Source organism: Mesorhizobium sp. BH1-1-5, assembly GCF_020165615.1.
In the GTDB taxonomy this organism is placed as follows: domain Bacteria; phylum Pseudomonadota; class Alphaproteobacteria; order Rhizobiales; family Rhizobiaceae; genus Mesorhizobium.
The window spans coordinates 478,419-499,751 of sequence record NZ_JAIUIM010000001.1; the positions used below are offsets into that span (position 1 = coordinate 478,419).

Consider the following 21,333-nt stretch of genomic DNA (forward strand, 5'->3'; position numbering starts at 1 on the left):
CGGCATTGGGAAGTCGAGATGAGCAGGGTGCGGAATTCCGGATCTGTGATCGCGCCGGCCACCGGTCGGATGTCCGGGGATTTCCGCTCCGCAACGGAATTCGCCGAGGCACAGGGCCTCTATGCCGCCCTCTTCGGACCGGATGGGCACGTCTTCGCGGCCCGCTCTCTTTGCGGCCACACCTCCGACGATGCGATGTTTTTCATCGGCCAGAGCTTCGAAGGCGGCCTCGATAGCGCGCCGGTCAGCCGTCTCTACCAGGTGCGGCGCGGCGATGGATCGCCTCGACGGCTCAATGATGCGGAGACCAGGCAAATCAGTCTTTCGCCGGACGGCCAGATCCTGGCGGTCGCCTATGCGGGTGGCGAGGCGGGCGTCGACCGCATCGAGATCTGGTCCGCCGGCGAGGGCACGGCGGTGGCGGACGTCCCCGGCCGGATCGAGATGATCGACTGGTCGCCAGACGGCCAAAGGCTGCTGCTTGTCGTTGCCGGCACCGGCGCGGATCTGGCTGGAATTCACGGCGGCTACGCGCAGAAGCAGAAGACGGATGCGCCCGCCTGGCTGCCCGAAGTCGGTTGGGGCGAGGGTGAGGACCTTTGGCGCCGGATCTGGCTCTGGGATATGCAGGCCGAACCTGCGCCGCTCACATCGGCGCCCGTCAATGTCTGGGAAGCGAGCTGGTGCGGCACCGACAGGATCGCCGCCGTGACCAGCGATGACCATGGCGAAGGCAGCTGGTATGCGGCGAAGCTTTCGCTCATCGACCCGAAGTCGGGATCGGCGAGGCTTCTTCACACGCCGCGCGACCAGATCGGCGTTCCTCGCGGCTCGCCCGATGGTGCTCGCATCGCCTTCATCGAGGCCTTCTGCAGCGACCGCGGCCTTGTTGCCGGGCAGCTGTCGATCCTCGATCCGTTGAGCGGCGAGGTTGCGATCGTTCCGACCAATTTGATCGACGTCACGTCGATCGAATGGCGCTCCGCCACCAGCCTGCATATGGCTGGCATCCGTAGCCACGAGACGGTGGTGGCCGATTGCGATGCCTCCGGTGCAGGGGTGATCGAACGCTGGTCGTCGACCGAATTGACCTGCGGCGAGTGGGCGCCCTCCAGCGCGCCGGTTGGGGCGGCGGGCTCGCTCTTGATCGCGGAGGCTTACGACCGGGCGCCGTTCCTTGCCGAGATCGCCGACGGCGGACTGCGCGAGCTCGCCTCGCTCGTGGCGTCCGATGCGCAATCCGCGATGGCCGGCCGTGGCAAGGCCGAGCCATTTTCCTGGCGCGCCCGCGACGGACTCGAAATCCAGGGATGGCTTGTCCGTCCGCGGGCGTCGGCCGGGCCGACGCCGTTGCTGGTCGATATCCATGGCGGGCCGATCTCGTCCCATCGCAACCGCTGGATGGCGCGGACGCGCGCCGCGCCGCTGCTCGTCTCGCGCGGCTGGACGATTTTGTTTCCCAATCCGAGGGGCAGCACGGGGCGTGGGGATGCGTTCGCCCGCGCCGTGCAGGGCGACATGGGCGGCGCCGATGCCGATGACATTTTGAGCGGCATCGATGCCCTGGTGGAGAAAGGCCTGGTCGACCGGGGCCGCGTCGCCGTCACCGGCACCAGCTATGGCGGCTTCATGTCCGCGTGGCTGCCGACGCGCAGCGACCGCTTCGCCGCCGCCATTCCGATCTCGCCCGTCGGCGACTGGTACAGCCAGCACCGCACGACGCAGATACCGGAATTCGACGCGCTGATGCTGGAATCCTCGCCATGGGAAGAGGGCGGCGCCTACTTTACCCGCAGCCCCGCCTTTTACCGGCAGCTCAGCAAGGTGCCGACGCTGGTCATGGCCGGCGTCATCGACAAGAGCACGCCGCCCGGCCAGGCGCTGGAGTGCCATTTCGCCGCCCTGCGCTCGGGTTCGCCAAGCGCGCTCGCGACCTATCCGAACGCCGGCCATAGCCTGCGCGGCTATCCGGAATACATCGACACCGCCGCCCGCATCGTCTGGTGGCTTGACACCTATGTTGGCGGTTCTTCGACCGCGACGGTTTAAGGAGGAAGAGAAATGCCGGCAGCAACCAACAGCAAACATATCGTGGTCGTGGGTGGCGGCATCATCGGCTGCTCCACCGCCTACCATCTGCTGAAATCGGGTGTGAAGACGGTGACGCTCGTGGAGGCGACCGAGCCGGGCGCGGCAACGACCAGCGCCGGCGCCGGCTTCGTCTCGCATTGGTCGGCCGGCATGATCCCGGCCGGCGAGGAAGGCCTTCGCCTGCAGCAATACGGCCTCGACTTCTACCGCATGCTGCATGAACTGGGCACCGAGATCGGCTACCGGCCGAACGGCACGCTGATCATGGCGCTGACGCCGCAAGGGCGCGAGGATTTCGTGATGCCGGTGCTCAGCTCGCCTTATGCGCCGAAGGAGATGCAGGATCTGAACGCCGCGCAGATCGGCGAGAAGATGGGCGGGCTGGTCGATCCGGCGAAAGTTCACTCCGGCGCCTACAATCCGCATGGCATCCAGCTCGACACCAAGCTCGCGCTTGGCGTGCTGGTCAGCGAGATCAAGAAGCTCGGCGGCGTCGTGCGCGACAGGACCAAGGTGCGGAAGATCAGCGACGTCGGCGGCAAGGTCACGCTGGAAACCGACCGCGATATCATCGAGGCGGATGGCGTGGTCGTGGCGGCGGGCGCCTGGAACAACGAGATCCTCGCCAGCCTAGACTGGCATCTGCCGCTGCTGCGGGTGCTGGCCACGCGCGTGGTCACCGATGATCGAGGCTTGCCCTCGACGCTGCCGACCATCCAGTGCCGCGAGCTGCGGCTTTGGCTGCGCGAGACCTTTGGCGCGATCATGTGGGGCACGGGGAGCCATTACACGCCGATGCATCGCTTGGAAGAGAGCGACCTCGAACCCGGCCAGCCGCATAACCGCGAGCTGATGCAATCCATGGTCGATCAGCAGATGGAGAAGCTGCAGGACGTCTTCCCGCCGCTGCGCGGCTCGAAGGTCGCGAACTGGTCGCAGGGCATTCCCTGCTACACGCCCGACGTTGGCTTGATGGTCGGGCATGTGCCGGGCCATGCGAACATCGTCGTCGCGGGTGGCGACAACGAGACCGGCGTCAGCCACGGGCCGGGCCTCGGCAGGCTGGCCACCGATATCCTGCTGGACGCGCCGCGTTTGGTCGATCCGGCTCGGTTCAGGATCGATCGCTACGCACGCGATGCCTTCCCGAGCGAGGAAGATGTCGAGGCCTCGATGCCCGCATGGAGCGCGCGCCACGGCGCCAGGCGTTTCGCCACCGCCGCGGAGTAAGATCAGCGCGCCGTCGCGCTGTCGAGCAGGGCTTGCGCCACCATCTGTTCGGTTGGCGTCGTCTTCCTGCGGGTGACGATGTAGAACGCATCGGCATGGCGGCGCGGGGTCCCGGTCAACTGCACCAGGTGCCCGAGCCTCAGCTGCTCTTCGACGAAGCCGGTCCAGGCGAGCGCCGCGCCGCGGCCGGCTATCGCCTCATGCATCATCGACAGATAGCTGGAGAATGTCGGTCCGGGCAGGCTCCGGGTGGTGCCGATCCAGGATCTCCAATTGTCGATAGCATCTTCGGGAGCGGCGAGATGCAGCAGCGGCACGTTGAGGAAGGCCGCCGGATCTTCCGAGGCCAGAGCCGGGTGCCGTTCGAGGAAGCCCGGCGAGCAGACGGGAAACCACTCCCCGTCGAACAGCTTGCGGGCGGCGAAGCCAGGCCAAAGCTCGGGGCGCCCGAAGCGTATCGAAATCCCGACCTCCGGCCGGCCGAAATCGTCGGGATTGCTGGAGGTCAGCAGCGTGACACGGCCATGCGTGACGAGCGAGGTCACGAGGTCGAACCGCGGCATCAGCCACGCCTGGACGAGGTCGTAGCCGCTGGCGATGACGAGGGAATCGCGATCGGCCTCCTGCAGGCGCGCGACGGCGTCGCGGATCGTGCCCAGTCCGTCTCGTATCGCCTCGGCCAGCGCGGCGCCGTTTTCGGTCAGCGAGACGCGGTTGCCCTTGCGCGCCAAAAGGTCCAGCGCGAGCCGCTTTTCCAGATTGGCGATGTGGCGCGACACCGCCGACTGCGCAATGGCGAGCTCCTCGGCGGCGGCCGTCAGGTTGCCGCGTCGCGCGGTCGCTTCGAAAGCGACCATCGCGTTGAGCAGGGGGAGCGAGGCTTTGAGCGTCTTCATCGACGGTAACAGTATTCCATGACTTTTTGAGATGGAAGCCTGCCAAATCCATGGTTGATGAGTGCTGCAATTCGCTGCAACCCTGATCAAAAGGCATTAGCCAGCCCTGGAGCCCACCATGTATGCAAACGACAAGATGTTGTCCGATCTCGATCGCGCGCGCGTGGTCGGCTTGATTGACGAGCACCGCAAGGACTGGTCGCTGCAGCAGGCCTTCTACCTCGACCCGGATATCTTCGCGCTCGAGCGCGAATTGTGGTTCCCTCGCCAGTGGGTCATCGTGGCCCATTCGTGCGAAGTTCCGGAGAAGGGCAGTTACGTCATCCGTCATCTGTTCGACGAGGAGATCATCGTCGCCCGTCATGGCGACGGCGAGGGTGACATTGCCGCCTATTACAACGTCTGCACCCATCGCGGCTCGCGCCTGTGCGTCAAGGATGGCCGCGGCAAGCTGCTGGTCTGCCCCTATCATGCCTGGTCCTTCCGGCTGACCGGTGAGTTGCAGACCCGGCGCGACCTGCCCGAAGGCGTCGATGGCGACAGTCTAGGGCTGCACAAGGTGCCGATGAAGGTGATCGGCGGCCTGGTGATATGCGGCCTCGATGCCTCCAGCCTGCCTGACATCGAGCCGGCGGCGGCCGGGCTGACCGATCTCCTGCGCGAGAACGGGGTCGCTAACGCACGCATCGTCGCGCGCAAGAATTACCTGACCAAGGCGAACTGGAAGCTGGTGCTGGAGAATTTCCTCGAGTGCTACCACTGTCGCCCGGCTCACCCCGAATATTTCCGGGTCAACGGCCATGTGAAGGTGACCGCCATGCGCGACGACTACAACGCCTCCGAATGGAAGCAGGAGATCGACGCCTGGCACAGCGCCATCGGCGATGCCGAATTCCACAAGGGCGTGTGGGAGCCTGGCGACCTGGACACGATGCCCTACGCCATGCATCGCAAGCCGATCGGCTCGGGCCGTCTCACGCTCTCCGACGATGGCCAGCCGGTCTCGTGCCTGATGGGTGGACGCGGCAAGTTCGACGGCGGCGAGAATGGCTTCCGGATCGGTCGGCTCTCGTTCCTGAGCGCCCCCAACGACTATCTGACCATGTTCCAGATGATTCCGCGCAACGCCAACGAGACCGACGTGATCCTGACGTGGCTGGTCGACAAGGACGCCGACGTGTCGGTCGACGCCGACAAGATTTCATGGATGTGGGATGTGACGACCGTTCAGGACAAGAAGATCACGGAAGACAACGCCGACGGGATTGCCTCGCGCGCCTATCGCCCCGGGCCTTATACGCCGCTGGAATCGCAGACGGCCTTTTTCATAGAGACCTATCTTGCGCAGATGCGCACTCTGATCACCGGCGAGCGCAGGGACGGCGACGAGGCCTGGGCGGCGCCATCGCAGCTCTATGCCTCGCCGCAAGCGGCCGGCAGAACGCAAAAAAACGGCCAAGCCACATCATAGGCATGTGACCACGGTCAACGTGGATTGTCGCCGAACGATCGTCGCTCGCCGCAACCACAAGCCCTGTAACGCGCAACACACGGCCAGACAGGACAATGGCCGATGCCGTGCATTGCGCAGCCACGCCGTCACCGAGCTATGGCGGCGAAGCTTCTTTCGAACTTGTCGACGACATCATCGACGTCCGCCATCGCCAGGCAGAGCGGCGGGCACATCCGGATGACGTTCCGATAGGGCCCGGATCGGCTGGCGACGAGCCCGTTGCGGCGCGTCTCCTCGAAGACCGCGAGCGTTTCCTCCGGCGCCGGCTCCTTCGTCGCGCGGTTCCTGACGAGCTCGATCGCAAGCATCAGGCCGCGGCCTCGGACGTCGCCGATGATCGGATAGCGTTCCTTCAGGCCCTCGAGCCGGGCCTTGAGCGCGCCGCCGACAACGCGCGCGTTTTCCTGCAGCCGCTCCTCTCGCATCACCTTTAGGACGGCCCTGCCGGCCGCGCAGGCGACGGGGTTGGCTCCGTAGGTATGGAACAAGAACTTGTCGGCCATCGTTTCGGCAACCGCGCGCTTGGCGATGACCGCGCCGAGCGGGATGCCGTTGCCCACGCCCTTCGCCACCACCACGATGTCGGGCACCACGCCATGCGATTCAAAGGACCAGAAGGCCTCGCCCGTGCGTCCGACGCCGGCTTGCACCTCGTCGATGATGCAAAGGCCGCCCGCGGCGCGCACGCGCTCGAACGCGCCCGCAATGTAGCCTTCGGGGATGGGGACGATGCCGCCATAGCCCTGCACGGGTTCGATGATCATGCCCGCAAGCCTGCCGCTCGTCGACGTCGCGATCGCCCGGTCGATCTCCTTCAGGTAAGGCTCCACGCCTTCGCCGTGGATGCCGCGATACTGGTTCGGCTCGGGCACGAACGCCACGCCGCCAAGCTGCGGGACCGAGTGGCGAAAGCCGGCTATCCCCGTCACCGACTGTGCGCCGAAGGTGGCGCCGTGATAGCTGGAGGCGAGCGCCAGCATGTCGATGTTGCCGGTGTGCGAACGCGCCATCAGCAGCGCGAGGTCGATCGCTTCGGCGCCGGAGTTGGTGAAATGGACGACCCACTCATGACCGGCCGGCATCGTGCCCGCCAGTTCTTCGGCATATTGGGCAGGCACCGGATGGTAGAACATGGTCGTGCAGTGGGTCAGTTCGGCGACCTGTTCGCTCGCCGCCTTGACGACCTGCGGGTGGGCGTGTCCCACCGAGATGCAAAGGTTCATTCCAAGCAGGTCGATGTATTTCCCGTCCTGCTCGTCCCACACATATTGCCCTCGGCCACGCTTGATGATCAGCGGATCCTTGTAGGGAACGAATTTGCGCTGGGAGGCGGAGTAGAAGCGGTTCCTGCGGTCGACGATACCTTGCGTCGACCAGTCGATCGCGAGCGATGAATGGGTATGAGGAGCGTTCATATCTTGGCCTCCCGGATTGGATGGGAGCAGGATAGAACATGGACGCGCGCCGAAGGCATCCGGCAAAATCATCCATCAGGATAACTGATGCAGCCGATTAGCAGCTGGCGGATCTGACGAAGGCAATGCGGTCTGCCTCATGTTGAGGCGACGGACGGGTCCAAGGCGTAGTGGTCTGGAGGCAGATCGGGCAGGCGTTCGTTTATCGTCTGTTTGAGCACTTCGGCGGTACGTGCGGCAAAGGCCTCGGGCAGATCCCCAAGCTCGCGCTCGCGCGCGACCAGGAGGATGTTGCGGGACAGGCTGGTGAACGGCAACGGATGGATGTCGATCTCCATGCCCTCGGCAAGGCCGTCGATGAGCAGGGTCGGCGTCAGGATGGCGAAACCCATGCCTGCCGCAACGGGCGCCATCACGACGCTGGAGCGGTCGCCTTCCATCGCCCGCGGCAATTCTATGCGCAGCCGGCTGAGATGCTGGTCGACGCGCAAACCGACCGGCGTCTCCCTGGAGAAACGCACGAATGCGAGCTTTCTTGCAAGCTTCGTGATGTCGCCGACGTCGCCGGAAAAGCCTTTGGGCGTCACCAGCAGGAACCGCTCCGTCATGACCGGGTAGCGCGTCAGCCCCTCGATCTCGAACAGCTCGCCCGAGGTCACCGCAAGATCGGCGCGGCGTGCGCGAAGCAGCGCGACATGGTCGGTGGCAAGCCCGGCAAAGAGGCTGAGCTCGGGAATGCCGAAATTCTTGCGCGCCAGCACGGAAAGCGCCGGCGCCAGCGTGGTGGCGATGGAGGCCAGCAGCGCTACCCTGAGCAGCGGCAGCGGTGCGGCGTTGATGCGGCGGGCGTCGGTGCGCAGCCCCTCGACTTCCGCCAGGATCGCGGTGGCCCGCCGATGCAGCGCGATCCCGGCCTTGGTCAGCTCGATGGGCCTCAGATTGCGGTCGATCAGGCTGACGCCGAGGGCTATTTCCAGGTTCTTCAGATGCTGCGATGCGGCGGACTGCGTCATGCCGAGCATCTGCGCGGCCTGCGTCACATGCCGCGTTTCGACGACGGCCGCGAAGACCTCGATCGATCGAAAAAGGTTGAAGTCGAAGCTGCCGCTCTTCACCAGGGCTCCTTCGCGGGACCGTACATAAGTTTTCCTAATGTTGCAGAAATCCCATTGAGCGCAAGCCTGCTTGGCGGGAAAGATCGCGCCGTTTCGACGACAAGGGTATCGCATCGGTGAAGCAAGACGCGAGGATCGTTATCATAGGCGGCGGCGTGATCGGCTTGAGTGTCGCCTATCACCTTGCCGAGCTTGGCGTCACCGATGTCGTTCTCATCGAGCGCAACCAGTTGACGAGCGGCACCTCCTGGCACGCGGCCGGGATCGTCGGGCCGCTCAGGGCGACGCTCAACCTGACGCGCCTGGCGCAATACGCGACCGAACTGTTCCCGAAGCTCGAGGATTTGACCGGCCAGACTTCCGGCTACAGGCAAACCGGCGGGGTCTGGCTGGCGCGCCGGGAAGAGCGGATGAACGAGCTCAAACGCATCGCGCATATGGGCGACGTCTGCGGTCTCAAGGTGGAGATCGTTGGAGCGGATGTCGTCGGCGAGCGGGTTCCAGGAATTGCGCTGGACGGGCTCGTGGGCGCGCTTTGGGTGGCGGAAGACGGCCAGGCCAATCCGGTCGATATCTGCGCGGCCTACGCCAGGCGGGCACGCGCCGCCGGGATCCGGATCCTGGAAGGAACGGCCTGTGCCGGCTTCATCATCGAGAACGGCCGCGTCGCCGGCGTCAAGCTCGCCTCGGGCATGACGATCCGCTGCGAGGTTGCGGTGAACTGCGCCGGCGCCTGGGCAAGGCAAATCGGCGCCATGGCCGGCGTGCCGGTGCCGCTGCAGGCGGCCGAGCACATGTATGCGGTGACCGAACCGTTGGCCGGGTTGCCCAGTCCTTTCCCGATCGTGCGCGACCTGGACCAGGGCATCTACGTCAAGGGCGATTCCGGCAAGCTGGTGCTCGGCGGCTTCGAGCCCAACGCCAAGGTTCTCGACCTCACCGGCCCGGTTGGCGACAGGCCCTTCCTTGAATTGCCGGAAGACTGGGACCAGTTCGAACCCTTCATGTCGGCCGGGCTGCGGCTCTTTCCGGCGCTTGCCGAGACGGGCATCCGCCACTTCATGAACGGGCCGGAGAGTTTCACCCCTGACACCCAGCCCCTGATGGGCGAGTCGCCCTATCTGCGCGGCTTCTTCGTCGCCGCCGGTTTCAATTCGACTGGCATGATGTCGTCTGCCGGCGCCGGCAAGGCGATGGCCGAGTGGATCGTCGATGGGGAGCCGGGTCTCGATCTGTGGCCCCTCGATATCGCGCGTTTCGACCGCAGCGCCGCGTCCCGCGGCTTCGTGCAGGCGCGCATGGAGGAATCGGTCGCCGACCTCTTCCGCATGCATTGGCCGTACAAGCAGTCCAAGGCCGGCCGTGGCCTGCGCCGCTCAACCTGGCACGGCACGCTGGCCGAGGCCGGAGCGGTGTTCGGCGCGCCGACCGGCTGGGAGCGGCCGCTCTGGTATGCCCGCAATGAAGGCGAGCGTGAGCCGCGCTACACTTTCGGCAGGCAGCATTGGTGGCCGGCGGCAGAACGCGAGGCGGTCGCCATGATGAGCGGCGTCGGGCTGTTCGAGCTTTCCCCGTTCACGAAGCTCGATGTCACCGGGCGCGATGCGACGAAACTGCTGCAACAGCTGGCGGCCAACAATGTCGACGTTGCGGAGGGCAGGGCGGTCTACACGCAGATGCTCAACCGCCATGGCGGGATCGAGGCCGACATCACGGTCACGCGCTGCGGCGAGACCGCCTTCCGGATCGTTTCCGGCGCGGCGACCCGGCAGAAGGATTTCGCTTGGATCGCCAGGCACGCCGGTGATCTCGGGCTGGACGCCTTGGTGTTCGACGCCACCTCGGCCGAAGCGGTCCTCGGCGTCATGGGGCCGCGTTCCCGTGAATTGCTGCAGGAACTGACCGACGCGGACTTGTCGGAGGCGGCCTTTCCCTTCTCGGCGTCACGGCGCATCGACGTCGGCATGGTCGATGTGCGGGCGACGCGGGTCAGCTTCGTCGGCGAGCTTGGCTATGAGCTCTATGTCCCCGTCGAATGCGCCGAAAGCCTGCTGTCGACCATCCGGGACGCCGGCAAGGCGCATGACGCGGTCCTTTGCGGCCATTATGCGCTGGACGGTTGCCGCCTGGAAAAGGGCTATCGGCACTGGGGCCACGATATCGGGCCGAAGGAGACGCCGATCGAGGCCGGACTGGGTTTTGCCGTCTCCTGGACCAAGGGCGATTTCATCGGCCGTGAAGCGCTCGAAGCGCAGAGGGCGCAGGGCTTTGGGCGCCGCCTCCTGCATTTCGCGGTCGACGGCGCCAATCCGCTTCTGCTGCATGACGAGCCCATCTACCGGGACGGCAAGTTCGCCGGACTGACCACCTCGGGCGGCTTCGGCTTCCGCACCGGCTTGAGCCTCTGCCTCGGTTATGTCGCCTGCGATCCGGGCGAAACCAGGCAGCAATTGGCCGCTTCGAACTACGAGATCGCGGTCGCCGGGCAACGCTTCGGCCTCAGGCTTCTCGAAAGACCACCCTACGATCCAACCGGCAGCAGAATGCGCGGCCAACAGGAGACATTATGAGACAGCATGCCCGCGTCGTCGTGATCGGCGGCGGCGCCATGGGGGTTTCCCTTCTCTATCACCTCGCCAAGCGCGGCTGGGGCGACGTCGTGCTCGTCGAGCGGCAGGAGCTGACAGCGGGCTCGACCTGGCACGCCGCCGGGCTTTGCACGCATTTTGCCCACAACGCCACGATCATGGAGATGCGGGCCCATTCCGTGCGTCTCTATCGCGAGGTGCTCACCGCCGAAACCGGGCTACCGACCGGCTTCCATGCAAGCGGCGCGCTGCGCGTGACGCGCTCGCCGGAGCGGATGGCTGAGTTTCGTCATGTGCAAGGCCTTGGCCGCTTCGTCGGCTATGACTTCAACATCCTGACGCCGGCCGAGCTGAAGAAAATATACCCGCTCTGCGAAACCGACGGCATCCTCGGCGCCTTCCACGAGCCGCATGACGGCCATGTCGATCCGACTTTGGCCACCAACGCGATGGCTGCCGGCGCGCGTTCGCGCGGCGCCGAAATCGTCCGGCACAATCCGGTGCTGTCGATTGAGCGCACGGCTTCGGGCGAATGGCTGGTCCGTACCGCGCAAGGCGATATCACGGCCGAGCACGTGGTGAACGCTGCCGGCACCTGGTGCCGCGAGATCGGCACGATGATGGGCATCGACCTGCCCGTCGTGCCGATGCTGCATCAATATGTCGTCACCGACACCGTGCCTGAAATTGCCGCGCGCATCGCGGCCGGCGAAAAGGAACTGCCGATCATCCGCGATCCGGAGGAAAGCTGGTACCTGCGGCAGGAGCGGGATGGCTACATCGTCGGGCCCTACGAGAAGGCGGCTCATCCGTGGGCGATCGACGGCGTGCCGCCCGAGTTCGGCATGGAGCTGCTGCCGCCCGATCTCGACCGCGTCGAGCATATCATCGCGCTGGCGATGGAACGGGTGCCGGCGCTCGCCAATGCCGGCATCAAGACCGTGGTCAATGGCCCGATCACCTTCACGCCGGATGCCAATCCGCTGGTAGGCCCTGCGTTCAACCTTAGGAACGGCTGGCTTCTGACAGGGTCCAGCATGGGCGTGATGGAAGGCGGCGGCGCCGGCGCCTTCCTCGCCGACTGGATCGTCGACGGCGAGCCGCCGCGCGATGCGCTGGCCATCGATCCGCGGCGGTTCGGCAACTATGCCGACCGCGACTATCGCGTCGACAAGGCGGTCGAATGCTTCGGCCTGCAATTCGGCGTCCACTACCCTTACGAGGAACGCGAGGCGGCGCGCCCGCGCCGGACCACACCGGCGCTCGATATCCAGTTGTCGCAAGGCGCGGTGCTGGGCGCTGCCTATGGCTGGGAGCGGCCCAACTGGTTCGCGACCGGCAGCATCGACCGTAACCCGGAGCTGACCTTCAAACGTCCGGGCTGGCTCGGCGCGGTAAAAGGGGAATGCCTCGCGGTCCGCGACGGCGCCGGCGTCATCGACCTTTCGGCCTTTTCGAAATTCGAGGTGAGCGGGCCGGACGCCGAAGCCTTCATGGCTTCCCTGGGCGCCAACACGCCGCCATCGCGCGTCGGCCGCATCGGTCTCATCCACGTTCTCACAGAGCGGGGCGGTGTCGCGTCCGAGTTCACGGTCACGCGGCTCGAGCAGCACCGTTTCTACCTGACCAGCGCGGCGCTGGCCGAACGGCATGACGAAGACCTGCTTCGCGCCCGGTCGGCCACTTTTGCCGGTGTCGTCATCGAGAACATCACCGAGAGGCGTGGTGTGCTGGGCGTCATGGGACCGAACGCCGCCGAGATTCTGCAGGCGGTCAGCGAGGTCGATTTCTCGAACGCGGCCTTCCCTTGGCTGTCGGCGCAGACGATCAGGATCGCCGGCATCAAGGTGACCGCGCTTCGTGTGTCCTACGCCGGCGAGCCGGGTTGGGAGCTGCATGTCCAGCTCGCGCAGTTCCGCCGGCTTTACGAGGCCATCGGCAAGGCCGGCGCCAAGCACGGCCTGCGCCCCTTCGGCGTCTATGCCTTGAACTTCATGCGGCTGGAGAAGGGCTATCGCGGCTGGGGCGCGGACCTCACGACCGAGCGTACGCCGCTCGAGGCCGGACTGGGCGCCCTGGTCAAGGCGGACGGGCGTTCCTTCGTCGGCCGCGAGGCGATGCTCGAACGGCAGAAGGCGCACCCTTGGCGGATGGCGCTGCTGGAGATCGAGGACGATGGCGAACGGCTCCCGTTCTACAGTCATGCCGTCCTGCACGAGGGCCGGCCGGTCGGCGTCATCACCAGCGGCGGCTACGGCTTCCGTACCAGCAAGGTGCTGGCGTTTGCCTATCTCAGGCCGGGGGTGCCCGAACTTGAGTTCGGCGTCTCGATCCTGGGCAATGAACGCGCGGCGCGCGAGCTGCGGGAAGCTCCCTACGATCCACGAAATCTGCGGTTGCGTGGGCTGGACCATTTGCAGTCCGCGGCATCCATCTGAACGTCTGGAGGCACACCATGGAAGATGTCGTCAAACCTGGCGAGGCAGCATCCCCGGCGCGCTCGCGTGGCCGCGCCGCGCGTCTCGTACAACGCGGCGCGCCAGCACCGCGCCGTCCCTATATCAGCCGCAGGATCGGCACGTTCAACATCCTCGACGAGGAGGGGCTGAGCCTGATCGAGGCCAATGCCGACCGCCTGCTCAAGGAGATCGGCATGGAATTCCATGACGATCCGGAAATCCTCGGTCTTTTCCGCGACGCCGGAGCCGATGTGAAGGGGACGCGTGTCCGCTTCGAGCCCGGCATGTGCCGCAAGCTGGTCCAGGCGACGGCGCCGCGGCAATTCAAGCAGCATGCCCGCAACCCGGCCAACACCGTCGTGATCGGTGGCGACAACACGGTGCTTTGCCCGTCCTGGGGCCCGCCCTTCGTGCACGATCTCGACCGGGGCCGTCGCTATGCGACGCTGAACGATTTCCGCGACCTGGTGCGGATCCACCAGATGATCCCTTACCTGCATCATTCCGGTGGCGTGGTGTGCGAACCGGTCGACCTTCCGGCGAACAAGCGCCACCTCGACATGCTCTACACGCATGTGCGCTACTCCGACCGCCCTTTCATGGGAGCGTTCATCGGCTCCATGCGGGCGCAGGACGCGGTCGACATCGCCAAGATCGTCTTCGGCGAGGCGTTCGTCGCAGAGAACGCCGTGCTCTACAACGTCTCCAACACCAACGCTCCGCTGGTGCTCGACGCCAACATGTCGGGATCGCTCAAGGTCTATGCGCGCAACAACCAGCCGGTCGCCTGCACCCCATGGACGCTCGCCGGTGCGATGAGCCCCTGCACCGTCGCCGGCACGCTGGCGCAGGTCTTGGCGGAAGCGCTCGCGTGCCTTTCGCTCGTCCAGCTCATCAATCCCGGAGCGCCTTGCCTGATGGGAAGCTTCGCCAGCACCATCTCGATGCAAAGCGGTGCGCCGACCTTCGGCACGCCGGAAGCGGCAAAGATGGTTCTGGCGGCGGGTCAGCTGGCACGAAGGGTCGGCGTTCCGTTCCACACCGTCGGCACGCTCTCGGCATCCAAGCTGCCCGACGCGCAGGCGGAGCAGGAAGGGACCTGGGGCCTGCTGATGTCGCTCCTCGCCGGCGCCAACGTCATCAACCACGCGACCGGATGGCTGGAGGGAGGGCTCGTCACCGGCTTCGAGAAGACCATCATCGACGCCGATCTTTGCGGCAAGGTGATGAGCCTGTTCGAGGGCATCGACCTGTCGGTGAACGCGCAGGCGATGGAAGCCATCGAGGAAGTCGGGCCGGGGTCGCATTTCCTCGGCAGCGCCCATACGCAGTCGAACTTCCTGTCGGCCTTCTACCGCTCGACGATCAGCGACAACAATTCGTTCGAGCAGTGGAATTCCGAGGGCGGCCTGGACGCCGCCCAGCGCGCCAATCGCCAGTGGAAGAAGCTTCTCAGCGACTATGCGGACCCCGGCCTCGACCCGGCGATCGACGAAGAACTGCGGGCCTTCATCGCCAGGCGCAAGGAGAGCATGGCCGACCAGGATTATTTCTGAGCGTTGAAAAGCACGTTGCGCGTCAAGGCCTTATGCGAGTCATCGTTTTTGCTAATGCAGAAGAATAGGGGATGGATTGCCTGCCCGTTTCGCTAACCTGACGCCAAGATCAACAAAGACACCAGGATTGGGGAACCCGAATGAAACCTTATCTTCTCGGACTATCGGCCATGGCGTTTGCTGGCTCGATGACATCGGCTTTCTCGGCCGACGTCACGATGCCAGATCCAAACTACGCGACCGCCACGGCGGTGATGAATGTCATCAAGGCTGCGGCGGAGCAGGAACTCGGCCTGCAGATATCGACGGTCACCACCACCGCCGTGCCGGTGATCTGGGAAGCGATGGACCGCAACAAGGGCGAGGTCGACATCTGGCCAGACACCTGGCTTCCCAACCAGCAGGGTCTCGTCGACAAATACGTCAAGGACAAGAAGTCGGTTAAGCTGGCGCAGAACAGCTACGAAGCCCAGCAGGGCTATTGCGTGACAGAGGTCACCTACGACAAATTCGGCATCAAGAATGTCTCGGATCTGGCCAATCCCGACAACGCCAAGATCTTCGATCGTGACGGCGACGGCAAGGGCAACATTTGGATCGGAGCGCCGGGCTGGCAGTCGACCAACATCGAGAAGGTCCGCGCCCGGGACTACGGCTTTGCAGATTTCTTCAATCTGGAGGCGACCGACGAGGCGATTTCGAACGCCACGCTCGACACCGCGGCCAAGCAGGACAAGCCCTGGGTTGGATATTGCTACGGCCCGCACCAGAATTTCGCCCGCTACAAGCTGAAATTCCTCGAAGAGCCGGCATATGATGCGGCCAAGTTTGTCGTCGTCCAGGCAAACGAAGACCCGCAATGGTTCGAGAAATCCAAGATATCGTCGGCGTACGCCAAGACGACCGTTCATATCGCCTACGCGTCGTCCTTGGCCGACCGCCAGCCGGACCTCGTCGCCGCGCTCGAGCGCATGCAGTTCAAGCCTGACGATGTGAGCAAATGGGCATACTCCATCATCGTGGACAAGAAGCCTGCCGACGAGGTGGCGAAGGATTGGATCAAGGCGAATCCCGAAACGGTTTCGAAGTGGTTCGGCCACTGACCGAGAGGGCAAAACCTGCTGATCGTGACGGCTTCGCGGCGACAATGCGCGAAGCCGTTGCGCATAAGAGGCGGGAGCGATGATGCAAGCGCATCCTCCAGCCTCCTTTTCGCGCGACGCCGCGAAGGGTTCGGACGCCGCCATCGTCATGAAGGCGGTGTGGAAAGTTTTTGGCATCCGCGAGCGCGAGGCCATCGCGGCGATCCGAAGCGAGGGGCTGGACAAGCAGCAGGTCGCCGAGCGCTTCGGCTGCGTGGTCGGCGTCGCCGGCATCGACATTTCGGTTGCCCGCGGCGAGATCTTTTGCGTGATGGGTCTTTCGGGCAGCGGAAAATCGACGCTGATCCGCCACATCAATCGCCTGCTTGAACCTTCGGCAGGCGAAATCTTCATCGATGGCGAGAACATCTTGGCGAAGACGCCAGCCGAGCTTCGCGCGCTGCGTTCGCGCAAGATCGGCATGGTGTTCCAGAGCTTCGGGCTTCTGCCTCATCGCACGGTCCGCGACAATGTCGCGCTGCCGCTGGAAATTCAGGGCGCAACCAAGCAGCGTCGCTTCGACGTCGCCGAGGCGGCGCTCGCCAAGGTCAATCTCGCCGGCTGGGGGGACCGCTACTGCCAGGAGCTTTCCGGCGGCATGCAGCAGCGTGTCGGACTGGCGCGCGCGCTCGCGGCCGATCCCGCGATCCTTCTGATGGACGAGCCGTTCAGCGCGCTCGACCCGCTGATCAGGCGGCAGCTCCAGGACGAGTTCGTGGCGCTTTCCAAGTCGATGGGCAAGACGGTGATCTTCATCACCCACGACCTCGACGAGGCGATCCGCATCGGTGACCGGATCGCCATCATGAAGGACGGCGTGATCATTCAAACCGACACGCCGGAGGAGATGGTCACGGCGCCGAAGCACGACTACGTCGCCAGGTTCATCGCCGATATTCCGCGCCTCAACGTCATCACCGCGCGGCGCGTCATGCGGCCCGTCGCCAAGGCTGGCCCGCAGGAACACAAATTGCGCCGGGTCGCCGAGCAGGATCTTCTGTCCACCCTCGTGGACATCGCCGCGGCGTCGCCGGATCCGTTGGCCGTCGAGGACGCTAAAGGCAACATCGTCGGCATCGTCGACCGGCAGTCGATCCTCAACGGCTTGAGAAAGGGGGACACGGTGTGAACACGCATATGCCCCCAACTCCCGATGGGATGATCCAGCCGCAGGCCGAGTCCGAGGACGCGCTCGCCCGCGAATTCGCGGTCCAGGGTTCCGACTACTATGTCCGCGCGTTTGCAAGCATCAGGAACGCCACCGGAACAGCCTGGTCGTTCAACCTGGCCGCAGCACTGTTGGGCCCTGTCTGGGCGGCCTCGCGAAATCTGCTGCTGCTGTTCTGGATAACGCTCCTGCTCCACATGGCGGCCGTCGCGCAGATCAGCATCGGCGCCTCCGGCAATCTGGGAGCCGCGGAGCAGAGCCGCGCCGAGCGTCTGACGCAACAGGCGCAGGAGCGAGCCAAGCAGGCGCAGGCCGCGAAGGATTCAGGCGCCGCCAACGCCGATGGCCTCGACAAATCGGCAAAGGCGCTTGAGCGCGCCGCGACCCAGGCCGTGGCCACCGCGACGGCGGCGCGCGCCCAAGGTCCGCGCTTCCTTGCAACAGGCCTTGCCACGCTACTCGTGAGCGCCGCGCTCGGCGGGCTGCTCGCCAACGGCATGCTTGAACGCCGTTTTACCCGATGGCGTTCGGATCGCACCCTTCATCGCGGTCGCAACCATCTGCTTGCGTCATTTGCCGCGCTTTTCTGCGTCGCGATTTTTGCGCTCACGGCCTATCGTTTTGCCGTCGCCGCACCCGCGCCCTGGCTGGCGGCGGCGCCATCGAACAGGGATTGGCAGGCGTCGCTGTCGTCCGGGCTCGATGCGGTGATGCACCAGATCGCGCAGTCGGGCGATGCGTTCTTCAGCCTCATCACGCGTGGCCTGTCAGGCTTCCTCGATGCCCTGGCTTATGCTCTCACCGCCATGCCGTGGCCGGTGACGATGGCGCTGGTCCTGCTGCTTGCCTGGCAACTCGCCGGTCCCCGCGTCGCCATCTTCACTGGCGCGGCACTCGCCTATCTTTCACTGCTCGGCTTCTGGGAAAAAAGCCTCGACACGATCGCGCTGCTCGGCACGGCGGCGATCCTGTGTCTGGCGATCGGCATTCCGCTCGGCATCTGGTGCGGACGTCGGCCGCGCGTCTATGCCGCCATCCGCCCGGTGCTGGACTTCATGCAGACCATGCCGGCCTTCGTTTACCTGATCCCCGTCATCGCACTGTTCGGCATCGGCAAGCCGCCGGGCATCATTGCCACGCTGATCTTCGGCACGCCGCCCGTCGTGCGCCTGACGGCGCTAGGCCTGCAGGGTGTTCCAGCCAGCATCCGCGAGGCCGCGCAGGCCTATGGCGCGACGCGATGGTTTCTCCTCACCCGGGTGGACCTGCCGCTGGCCAGGCCGTCGATCATGGCCGGCATCAACCAGACCATCCTGATGTGCCTTTCCATGGTCGTCATCGCTTCGCTGATCGGAGCCAAGGGCCTCGGCGAGGACGTGCTGAACGCGCTGCAATACGCCGCCGTTGGGCAGGGGCTTCTGGCGGGCTTCGCGATCCTGCTTTGCGCCATGGTGATCGACCGCATCGTCCAGGGCAATGTTTCGCAGTCGGGCAAGTAGCCTCGACAAGACCGGGTAACGACGGGACTCTCAAAACAAGGCAAAGGCGGGTCGTTGGGCCCGGCCGGTTCAGTCGTTTCGAAGCCTGCGAGCTCTGAGCAGGCCGGCGGGGGCCGGAGCACGCCATACGACTTGATAGGCTTCCACCACATTGCCGGCTGTCACACTCAGCCCGGGAAGCGCGATCCACGGCGGAGGCCGGCGTTCCAGCAGCCCAAGGATGGTGGCGACGCCGGCAGCGCTCCCCTGGTCGTAAGGCAATTGCGCGGCAATTCCTTTGATGAGACCGCCATTGGCAAGGTCGGTCGCTACCTCGTTGCCAAGGTCGACGGTGGTTATCGGTATCGCCTTCCCGACCTCCCGGATTGCCGCGGCGGCGCCCATTGCAGGCACGTCCCATACGGCAAACAGCCCGGAAAGATCGGGATTGTCCTGCAGCAGGGCGGCGGTCACGGTTTTCGCCTGTGTCACATCGGCGAACTTGCCGCGCACTACGGCAAGATCCGGGCGCCGGGCCGCCATCCATTTGCGGAAAGCGATCTCGCGCTCATGGGTGGCGAAGAAATCCACGCCATAGGCCAGAACGCCGACCTTGCCGCCCTGCGGCACATGCGGCGCAAGCAGTTCCGCGCTGATTTGCCCGAGACCGAAATTGTCGGTGGAAACGACGCTGACATAATCCTTTCCAGGAAGCATGCCTGTCGGAGCGTTGTCGAGCAGGACAAGCTTTTTTCCCGCGCCGGCTATGGCGCGATGCGCATCGGCGGCCCGGCTGCTGCCGATGGGAATCGAAACCACCGCGTCGACCGGCTCGCCGGCAAGGCGGAGCAATTCGGAAACCTGCCTGTCGACATCGAAGGCGCAATCGATGACCTCGACCACCGCGGCGCCGTAGCGGCCAAGCGTCGCGACCATTCCGGCCAGTTCCTCCTTTGCCCAGTCGCTCTTTGTGGTGTGCAGAACGACGGCGACCGCGAAACGCCGGCTGCGGGCGGCATCGGCGTCGGCTTCCGACAGTCCGACCTGATCGGCGGGAACCGCTCTTTCGCCATGCGGCCCAAGGCCCGTGATCGCCATTTTCTAACCTCCCCGGATTGTCGCGGCGTTGAGTCGATCGGCAAATGCTAGGCCGGCATCCCTGCCGGCGGTCTTGGTCTGACTGGCCGGTTGCTGCTTTCGGCTGAAGCCTGCGCGAGGAATTCCTTGAATTCGGGATGCTCGCGCGGCGAACCTAGCGTGATCCAGCCCTGAAGGAACCGCGCATCGAACAGCGATTCCGCCACAACCTGCGCGGCGCCGACCAGCCCCGCCGACCCCCCCATCTGCGAGCGCACGATGCGCAGGTCGCGGGTGACGACCGGATGCGCTTGGCGGTAGACCGCCTCGCGCACCGCCGCCAGCAGGATATCGCCGGTCTCGGCAACGTTGCCGCCGAGCGCGATCAGCGACGGGTTGAGAAGATTGGCAAGGGGCGCCAGCACCTCGCCAACGGCGCGGCCGCAGCGCCCCAGAAGATCGATGCAAAACATATCACCCAGCTGGGCGCCGTGGCCGGCATCGGTGACGGTGACATCGCCTGCGCGCGCCAGCACTTCGGCGAGATATGCGCTGCGTCCGCTTTCCGCGGCGAGACGCGCCTCGCGGCCCAGCGTTTCGCTGCCCGCGACGCTCTCGAGGGTTCCGCCCTCGATGAATGTGTGGCCTATCATGCCTGCCGCGCCCTGCGCGCCCCTGTGCAGCACGCCTTCCGATATCACGCCGGCGCCGATCGAGCGTCCAAGCTTGACGAAAATCATATCTGTCAGGCCGATGCCGCTGCCGGATTTCAGCTCGCCCATGGTCATCGTCTGGACGCCGCTCCGCACCCACACCGGCGCGCCGACCGCGGTGGCCAGCTGCTCGACGAAGGGAAAGCCGTCCCAATTCTGGAACGCGTTCAGCGCCGGGGCGAACAGCCGCTGGCCATCCGATTTCTCGACGGCTCCCGGCACCGCCAGGCCAACGCCCCAGATGGCAGCCTCGCTGCCATGCTCCTCCAGCATCCAGGCAAATAGCGTTGCCAGCCGCTGGACCACCGGTTCAGGTCCCGCCGCAAGCTCGACGGCCTCATGATGCTCCGCCAGCAGACCTCCAGCGAGATCGGACACACCGACTGCCAGCGACGAATGATCCAGCACGGCGACAAGGATCATTCCCACACGCGGCCGGAAGCGAACATGGCGCGGTGCGCGACCGCCAATGGCCGGCCCAAGCTCGCCTTCCTCGATCAGCCCGAGCCGAAGCAGTGTAGCCAGACGGTCGGCAACGACGGCTCGCCCAAGTTCGGATTGGTTCTCCAGCCCCTGGCGGGTGGTCGCCGCCCCTGTCCGCACAAGGTTGAGAAGCATGGCCAGGCTTCCATGTGCGGATTCGCTGGCGCGTGGCCGGCCGGCTGCGCGCCGCGGCTTGGCAATGTCTCCGGCCGCCGTGCTGCCCTCGTCCATACCCTTGTCGCGCCTCATATCGAGCTTCTGGCCAGTCGTCCCGCTCGGCATGGGTAGCGCGCACACATTTACGGATCAAGCGCTAACTTATGCTGTTTTAAAACAAAAGTATGGCAGCTTTTGCATTTTAATGATTGACGGCGGCGGAACAGCGCGCATAAGTTCGGGTTTAGTTGGA

Annotated in this window: 14 protein-coding genes; 9 read left to right on the forward strand and 5 right to left on the reverse strand. The window is 65.2% G+C overall.

Translation table 11 applies throughout. The annotated features are described in order from the left end of the window. Positions 1 to 18 precede the first annotated feature (18 nt). Together LB572_RS02290 and LB572_RS02295 are read left to right on the forward strand one after the other, a co-directional pair. A complete protein-coding gene (locus LB572_RS02290) occupies positions 19 to 2,049 on the forward strand; it encodes an alpha/beta hydrolase family protein (RefSeq protein WP_224666542.1) in 2,031 nt (676 codons plus the stop codon). 12 nt (positions 2,050 to 2,061) lie between these two features. Further along, complete coding sequence (locus tag LB572_RS02295) at positions 2,062 to 3,321, forward strand: NAD(P)/FAD-dependent oxidoreductase (protein ID WP_224666543.1); 1,260 nt, start codon at positions 2,062 to 2,064, stop codon at positions 3,319 to 3,321. A 2-nt stretch (positions 3,322 to 3,323) separates the two neighbouring features. On the opposite strand, the gene LB572_RS02300 is transcribed toward LB572_RS02295, so the two are convergent. Then, the gene (locus tag LB572_RS02300; RefSeq protein WP_140801916.1) at positions 3,324 to 4,217 is read right to left on the reverse strand and encodes a LysR family transcriptional regulator; all 894 of its coding nucleotides are present in this window, start codon (positions 4,215 to 4,217) and stop codon (positions 3,324 to 3,326) included. Positions 4,218 to 4,335: 118 nt separating this feature from the next. Between LB572_RS02300 and LB572_RS02305 the strand changes: the two genes are divergently transcribed. After that, a complete protein-coding gene (locus tag LB572_RS02305) occupies positions 4,336 to 5,688 on the forward strand; it encodes an aromatic ring-hydroxylating oxygenase subunit alpha (protein ID WP_224666544.1) in 1,353 nt (450 codons plus the stop codon). Positions 5,689 to 5,816: 128 nt separating this feature from the next. Here the strand turns inward: LB572_RS02305 and LB572_RS02310 are convergent, their stop codons facing one another. Next, positions 5,817 to 7,145 carry an aspartate aminotransferase family protein gene (locus LB572_RS02310; protein WP_224666545.1) on the reverse strand — a complete coding sequence of 443 codons (1,329 nt, stop codon included), beginning with the start codon at positions 7,143 to 7,145 and terminating at the stop codon, positions 5,817 to 5,819. A 137-nt stretch (positions 7,146 to 7,282) separates the two neighbouring features. After that, a complete protein-coding gene (locus LB572_RS02315; protein ID WP_181179141.1) occupies positions 7,283 to 8,260 on the reverse strand; it encodes a LysR family transcriptional regulator in 978 nt (325 codons plus the stop codon). Positions 8,261 to 8,367: 107 nt separating this feature from the next. Here LB572_RS02315 and LB572_RS34560 point away from each other — a divergent pair, with 107 nt between their 5' ends. From LB572_RS34560 to LB572_RS34565, 6 genes are all read left to right on the forward strand, one after another. Next, positions 8,368 to 10,830, forward strand: a complete 2,463-nt coding sequence (locus tag LB572_RS34560; RefSeq protein WP_412033529.1) for a GcvT family protein — start codon at positions 8,368 to 8,370, stop codon at positions 10,828 to 10,830. Further along, a complete protein-coding gene (locus tag LB572_RS02325; protein WP_224666547.1) occupies positions 10,827 to 13,286 on the forward strand; it encodes a GcvT family protein in 2,460 nt (819 codons plus the stop codon). Before LB572_RS34560 ends, LB572_RS02325 begins: the two co-directional genes overlap by 4 nt. Before the next feature lie 17 nt (positions 13,287 to 13,303). Continuing rightward, positions 13,304 to 14,863: a trimethylamine methyltransferase family protein gene (locus LB572_RS02330; RefSeq protein WP_224666548.1), complete on the forward strand. Its 1,560-nt coding sequence runs from the start codon at positions 13,304 to 13,306 to the stop codon at positions 14,861 to 14,863. Positions 14,864 to 15,003: 140 nt separating this feature from the next. Further along, the gene (locus LB572_RS02335; protein WP_224666549.1) at positions 15,004 to 15,966 is read left to right on the forward strand and encodes a glycine betaine ABC transporter substrate-binding protein; all 963 of its coding nucleotides are present in this window, start codon (positions 15,004 to 15,006) and stop codon (positions 15,964 to 15,966) included. 82 nt (positions 15,967 to 16,048) lie between these two features. Beyond that, positions 16,049 to 17,134 (forward strand): betaine/proline/choline family ABC transporter ATP-binding protein, encoded by a 1,086-nt coding sequence (locus LB572_RS02340; RefSeq protein ID WP_318013969.1) that lies wholly within the window; start codon positions 16,049 to 16,051, stop codon positions 17,132 to 17,134. Then, positions 17,131 to 18,672: an ABC transporter permease gene (locus LB572_RS34565; protein ID WP_224666550.1), complete on the forward strand. Its 1,542-nt coding sequence runs from the start codon at positions 17,131 to 17,133 to the stop codon at positions 18,670 to 18,672. The genes LB572_RS02340 and LB572_RS34565 overlap by 4 nt, the downstream gene beginning before the upstream one ends. A gap of 69 nt (positions 18,673 to 18,741) precedes the next feature. Here the strand turns inward: LB572_RS34565 and LB572_RS02350 are convergent, their stop codons facing one another. Both LB572_RS02350 and LB572_RS02355 read right to left on the reverse strand, forming a co-directional pair. After that, positions 18,742 to 19,749 (reverse strand): substrate-binding domain-containing protein, encoded by a 1,008-nt coding sequence (locus tag LB572_RS02350; RefSeq protein WP_224666551.1) that lies wholly within the window; start codon positions 19,747 to 19,749, stop codon positions 18,742 to 18,744. Between the two features lie 47 nt (positions 19,750 to 19,796). Next, positions 19,797 to 21,059, reverse strand: a complete 1,263-nt coding sequence (locus LB572_RS02355) for an ROK family protein (RefSeq protein ID WP_224666552.1) — start codon at positions 21,057 to 21,059, stop codon at positions 19,797 to 19,799. Between the last annotated feature and the right edge of the window lie 274 nt (positions 21,060 to 21,333).

Bases quoted from the DNA above. Each gene is read 5' to 3' on its own strand.
- LB572_RS02305 (WP_224666544.1), top strand. From the start codon at position 4,336: ATGTATGCAAACGACAAGATGTTGTCCGATCTCGATCGCGCGCGCGTG.
- LB572_RS02310 (WP_224666545.1), bottom strand. From the start codon at position 7,145: ATGAACGCTCCTCATACCCATTCATCGCTCGCGATCGACTGGTCGACG.
- LB572_RS02330 (WP_224666548.1), top strand. From the start codon at position 13,304: ATGGAAGATGTCGTCAAACCTGGCGAGGCAGCATCCCCGGCGCGCTCG.
- LB572_RS02300 (WP_140801916.1), bottom strand. From the start codon at position 4,217: ATGAAGACGCTCAAAGCCTCGCTCCCCCTGCTCAACGCGATGGTCGCT.
- LB572_RS02355 (WP_224666552.1), bottom strand. From the start codon at position 21,059: ATGCTTCTCAACCTTGTGCGGACAGGGGCGGCGACCACCCGCCAGGGG.
- LB572_RS02325 (WP_224666547.1), top strand. From the start codon at position 10,827: ATGAGACAGCATGCCCGCGTCGTCGTGATCGGCGGCGGCGCCATGGGG.
- LB572_RS02295 (WP_224666543.1), top strand. From the start codon at position 2,062: ATGCCGGCAGCAACCAACAGCAAACATATCGTGGTCGTGGGTGGCGGC.
- LB572_RS02335 (WP_224666549.1), top strand. From the start codon at position 15,004: ATGAAACCTTATCTTCTCGGACTATCGGCCATGGCGTTTGCTGGCTCG.
- LB572_RS02350 (WP_224666551.1), bottom strand. From the start codon at position 19,749: ATGGCGATCACGGGCCTTGGGCCGCATGGCGAAAGAGCGGTTCCCGCC.
- LB572_RS02340 (WP_318013969.1), top strand. From the start codon at position 16,049: ATGCAAGCGCATCCTCCAGCCTCCTTTTCGCGCGACGCCGCGAAGGGT.
- LB572_RS02290 (WP_224666542.1), top strand. From the start codon at position 19: ATGAGCAGGGTGCGGAATTCCGGATCTGTGATCGCGCCGGCCACCGGT.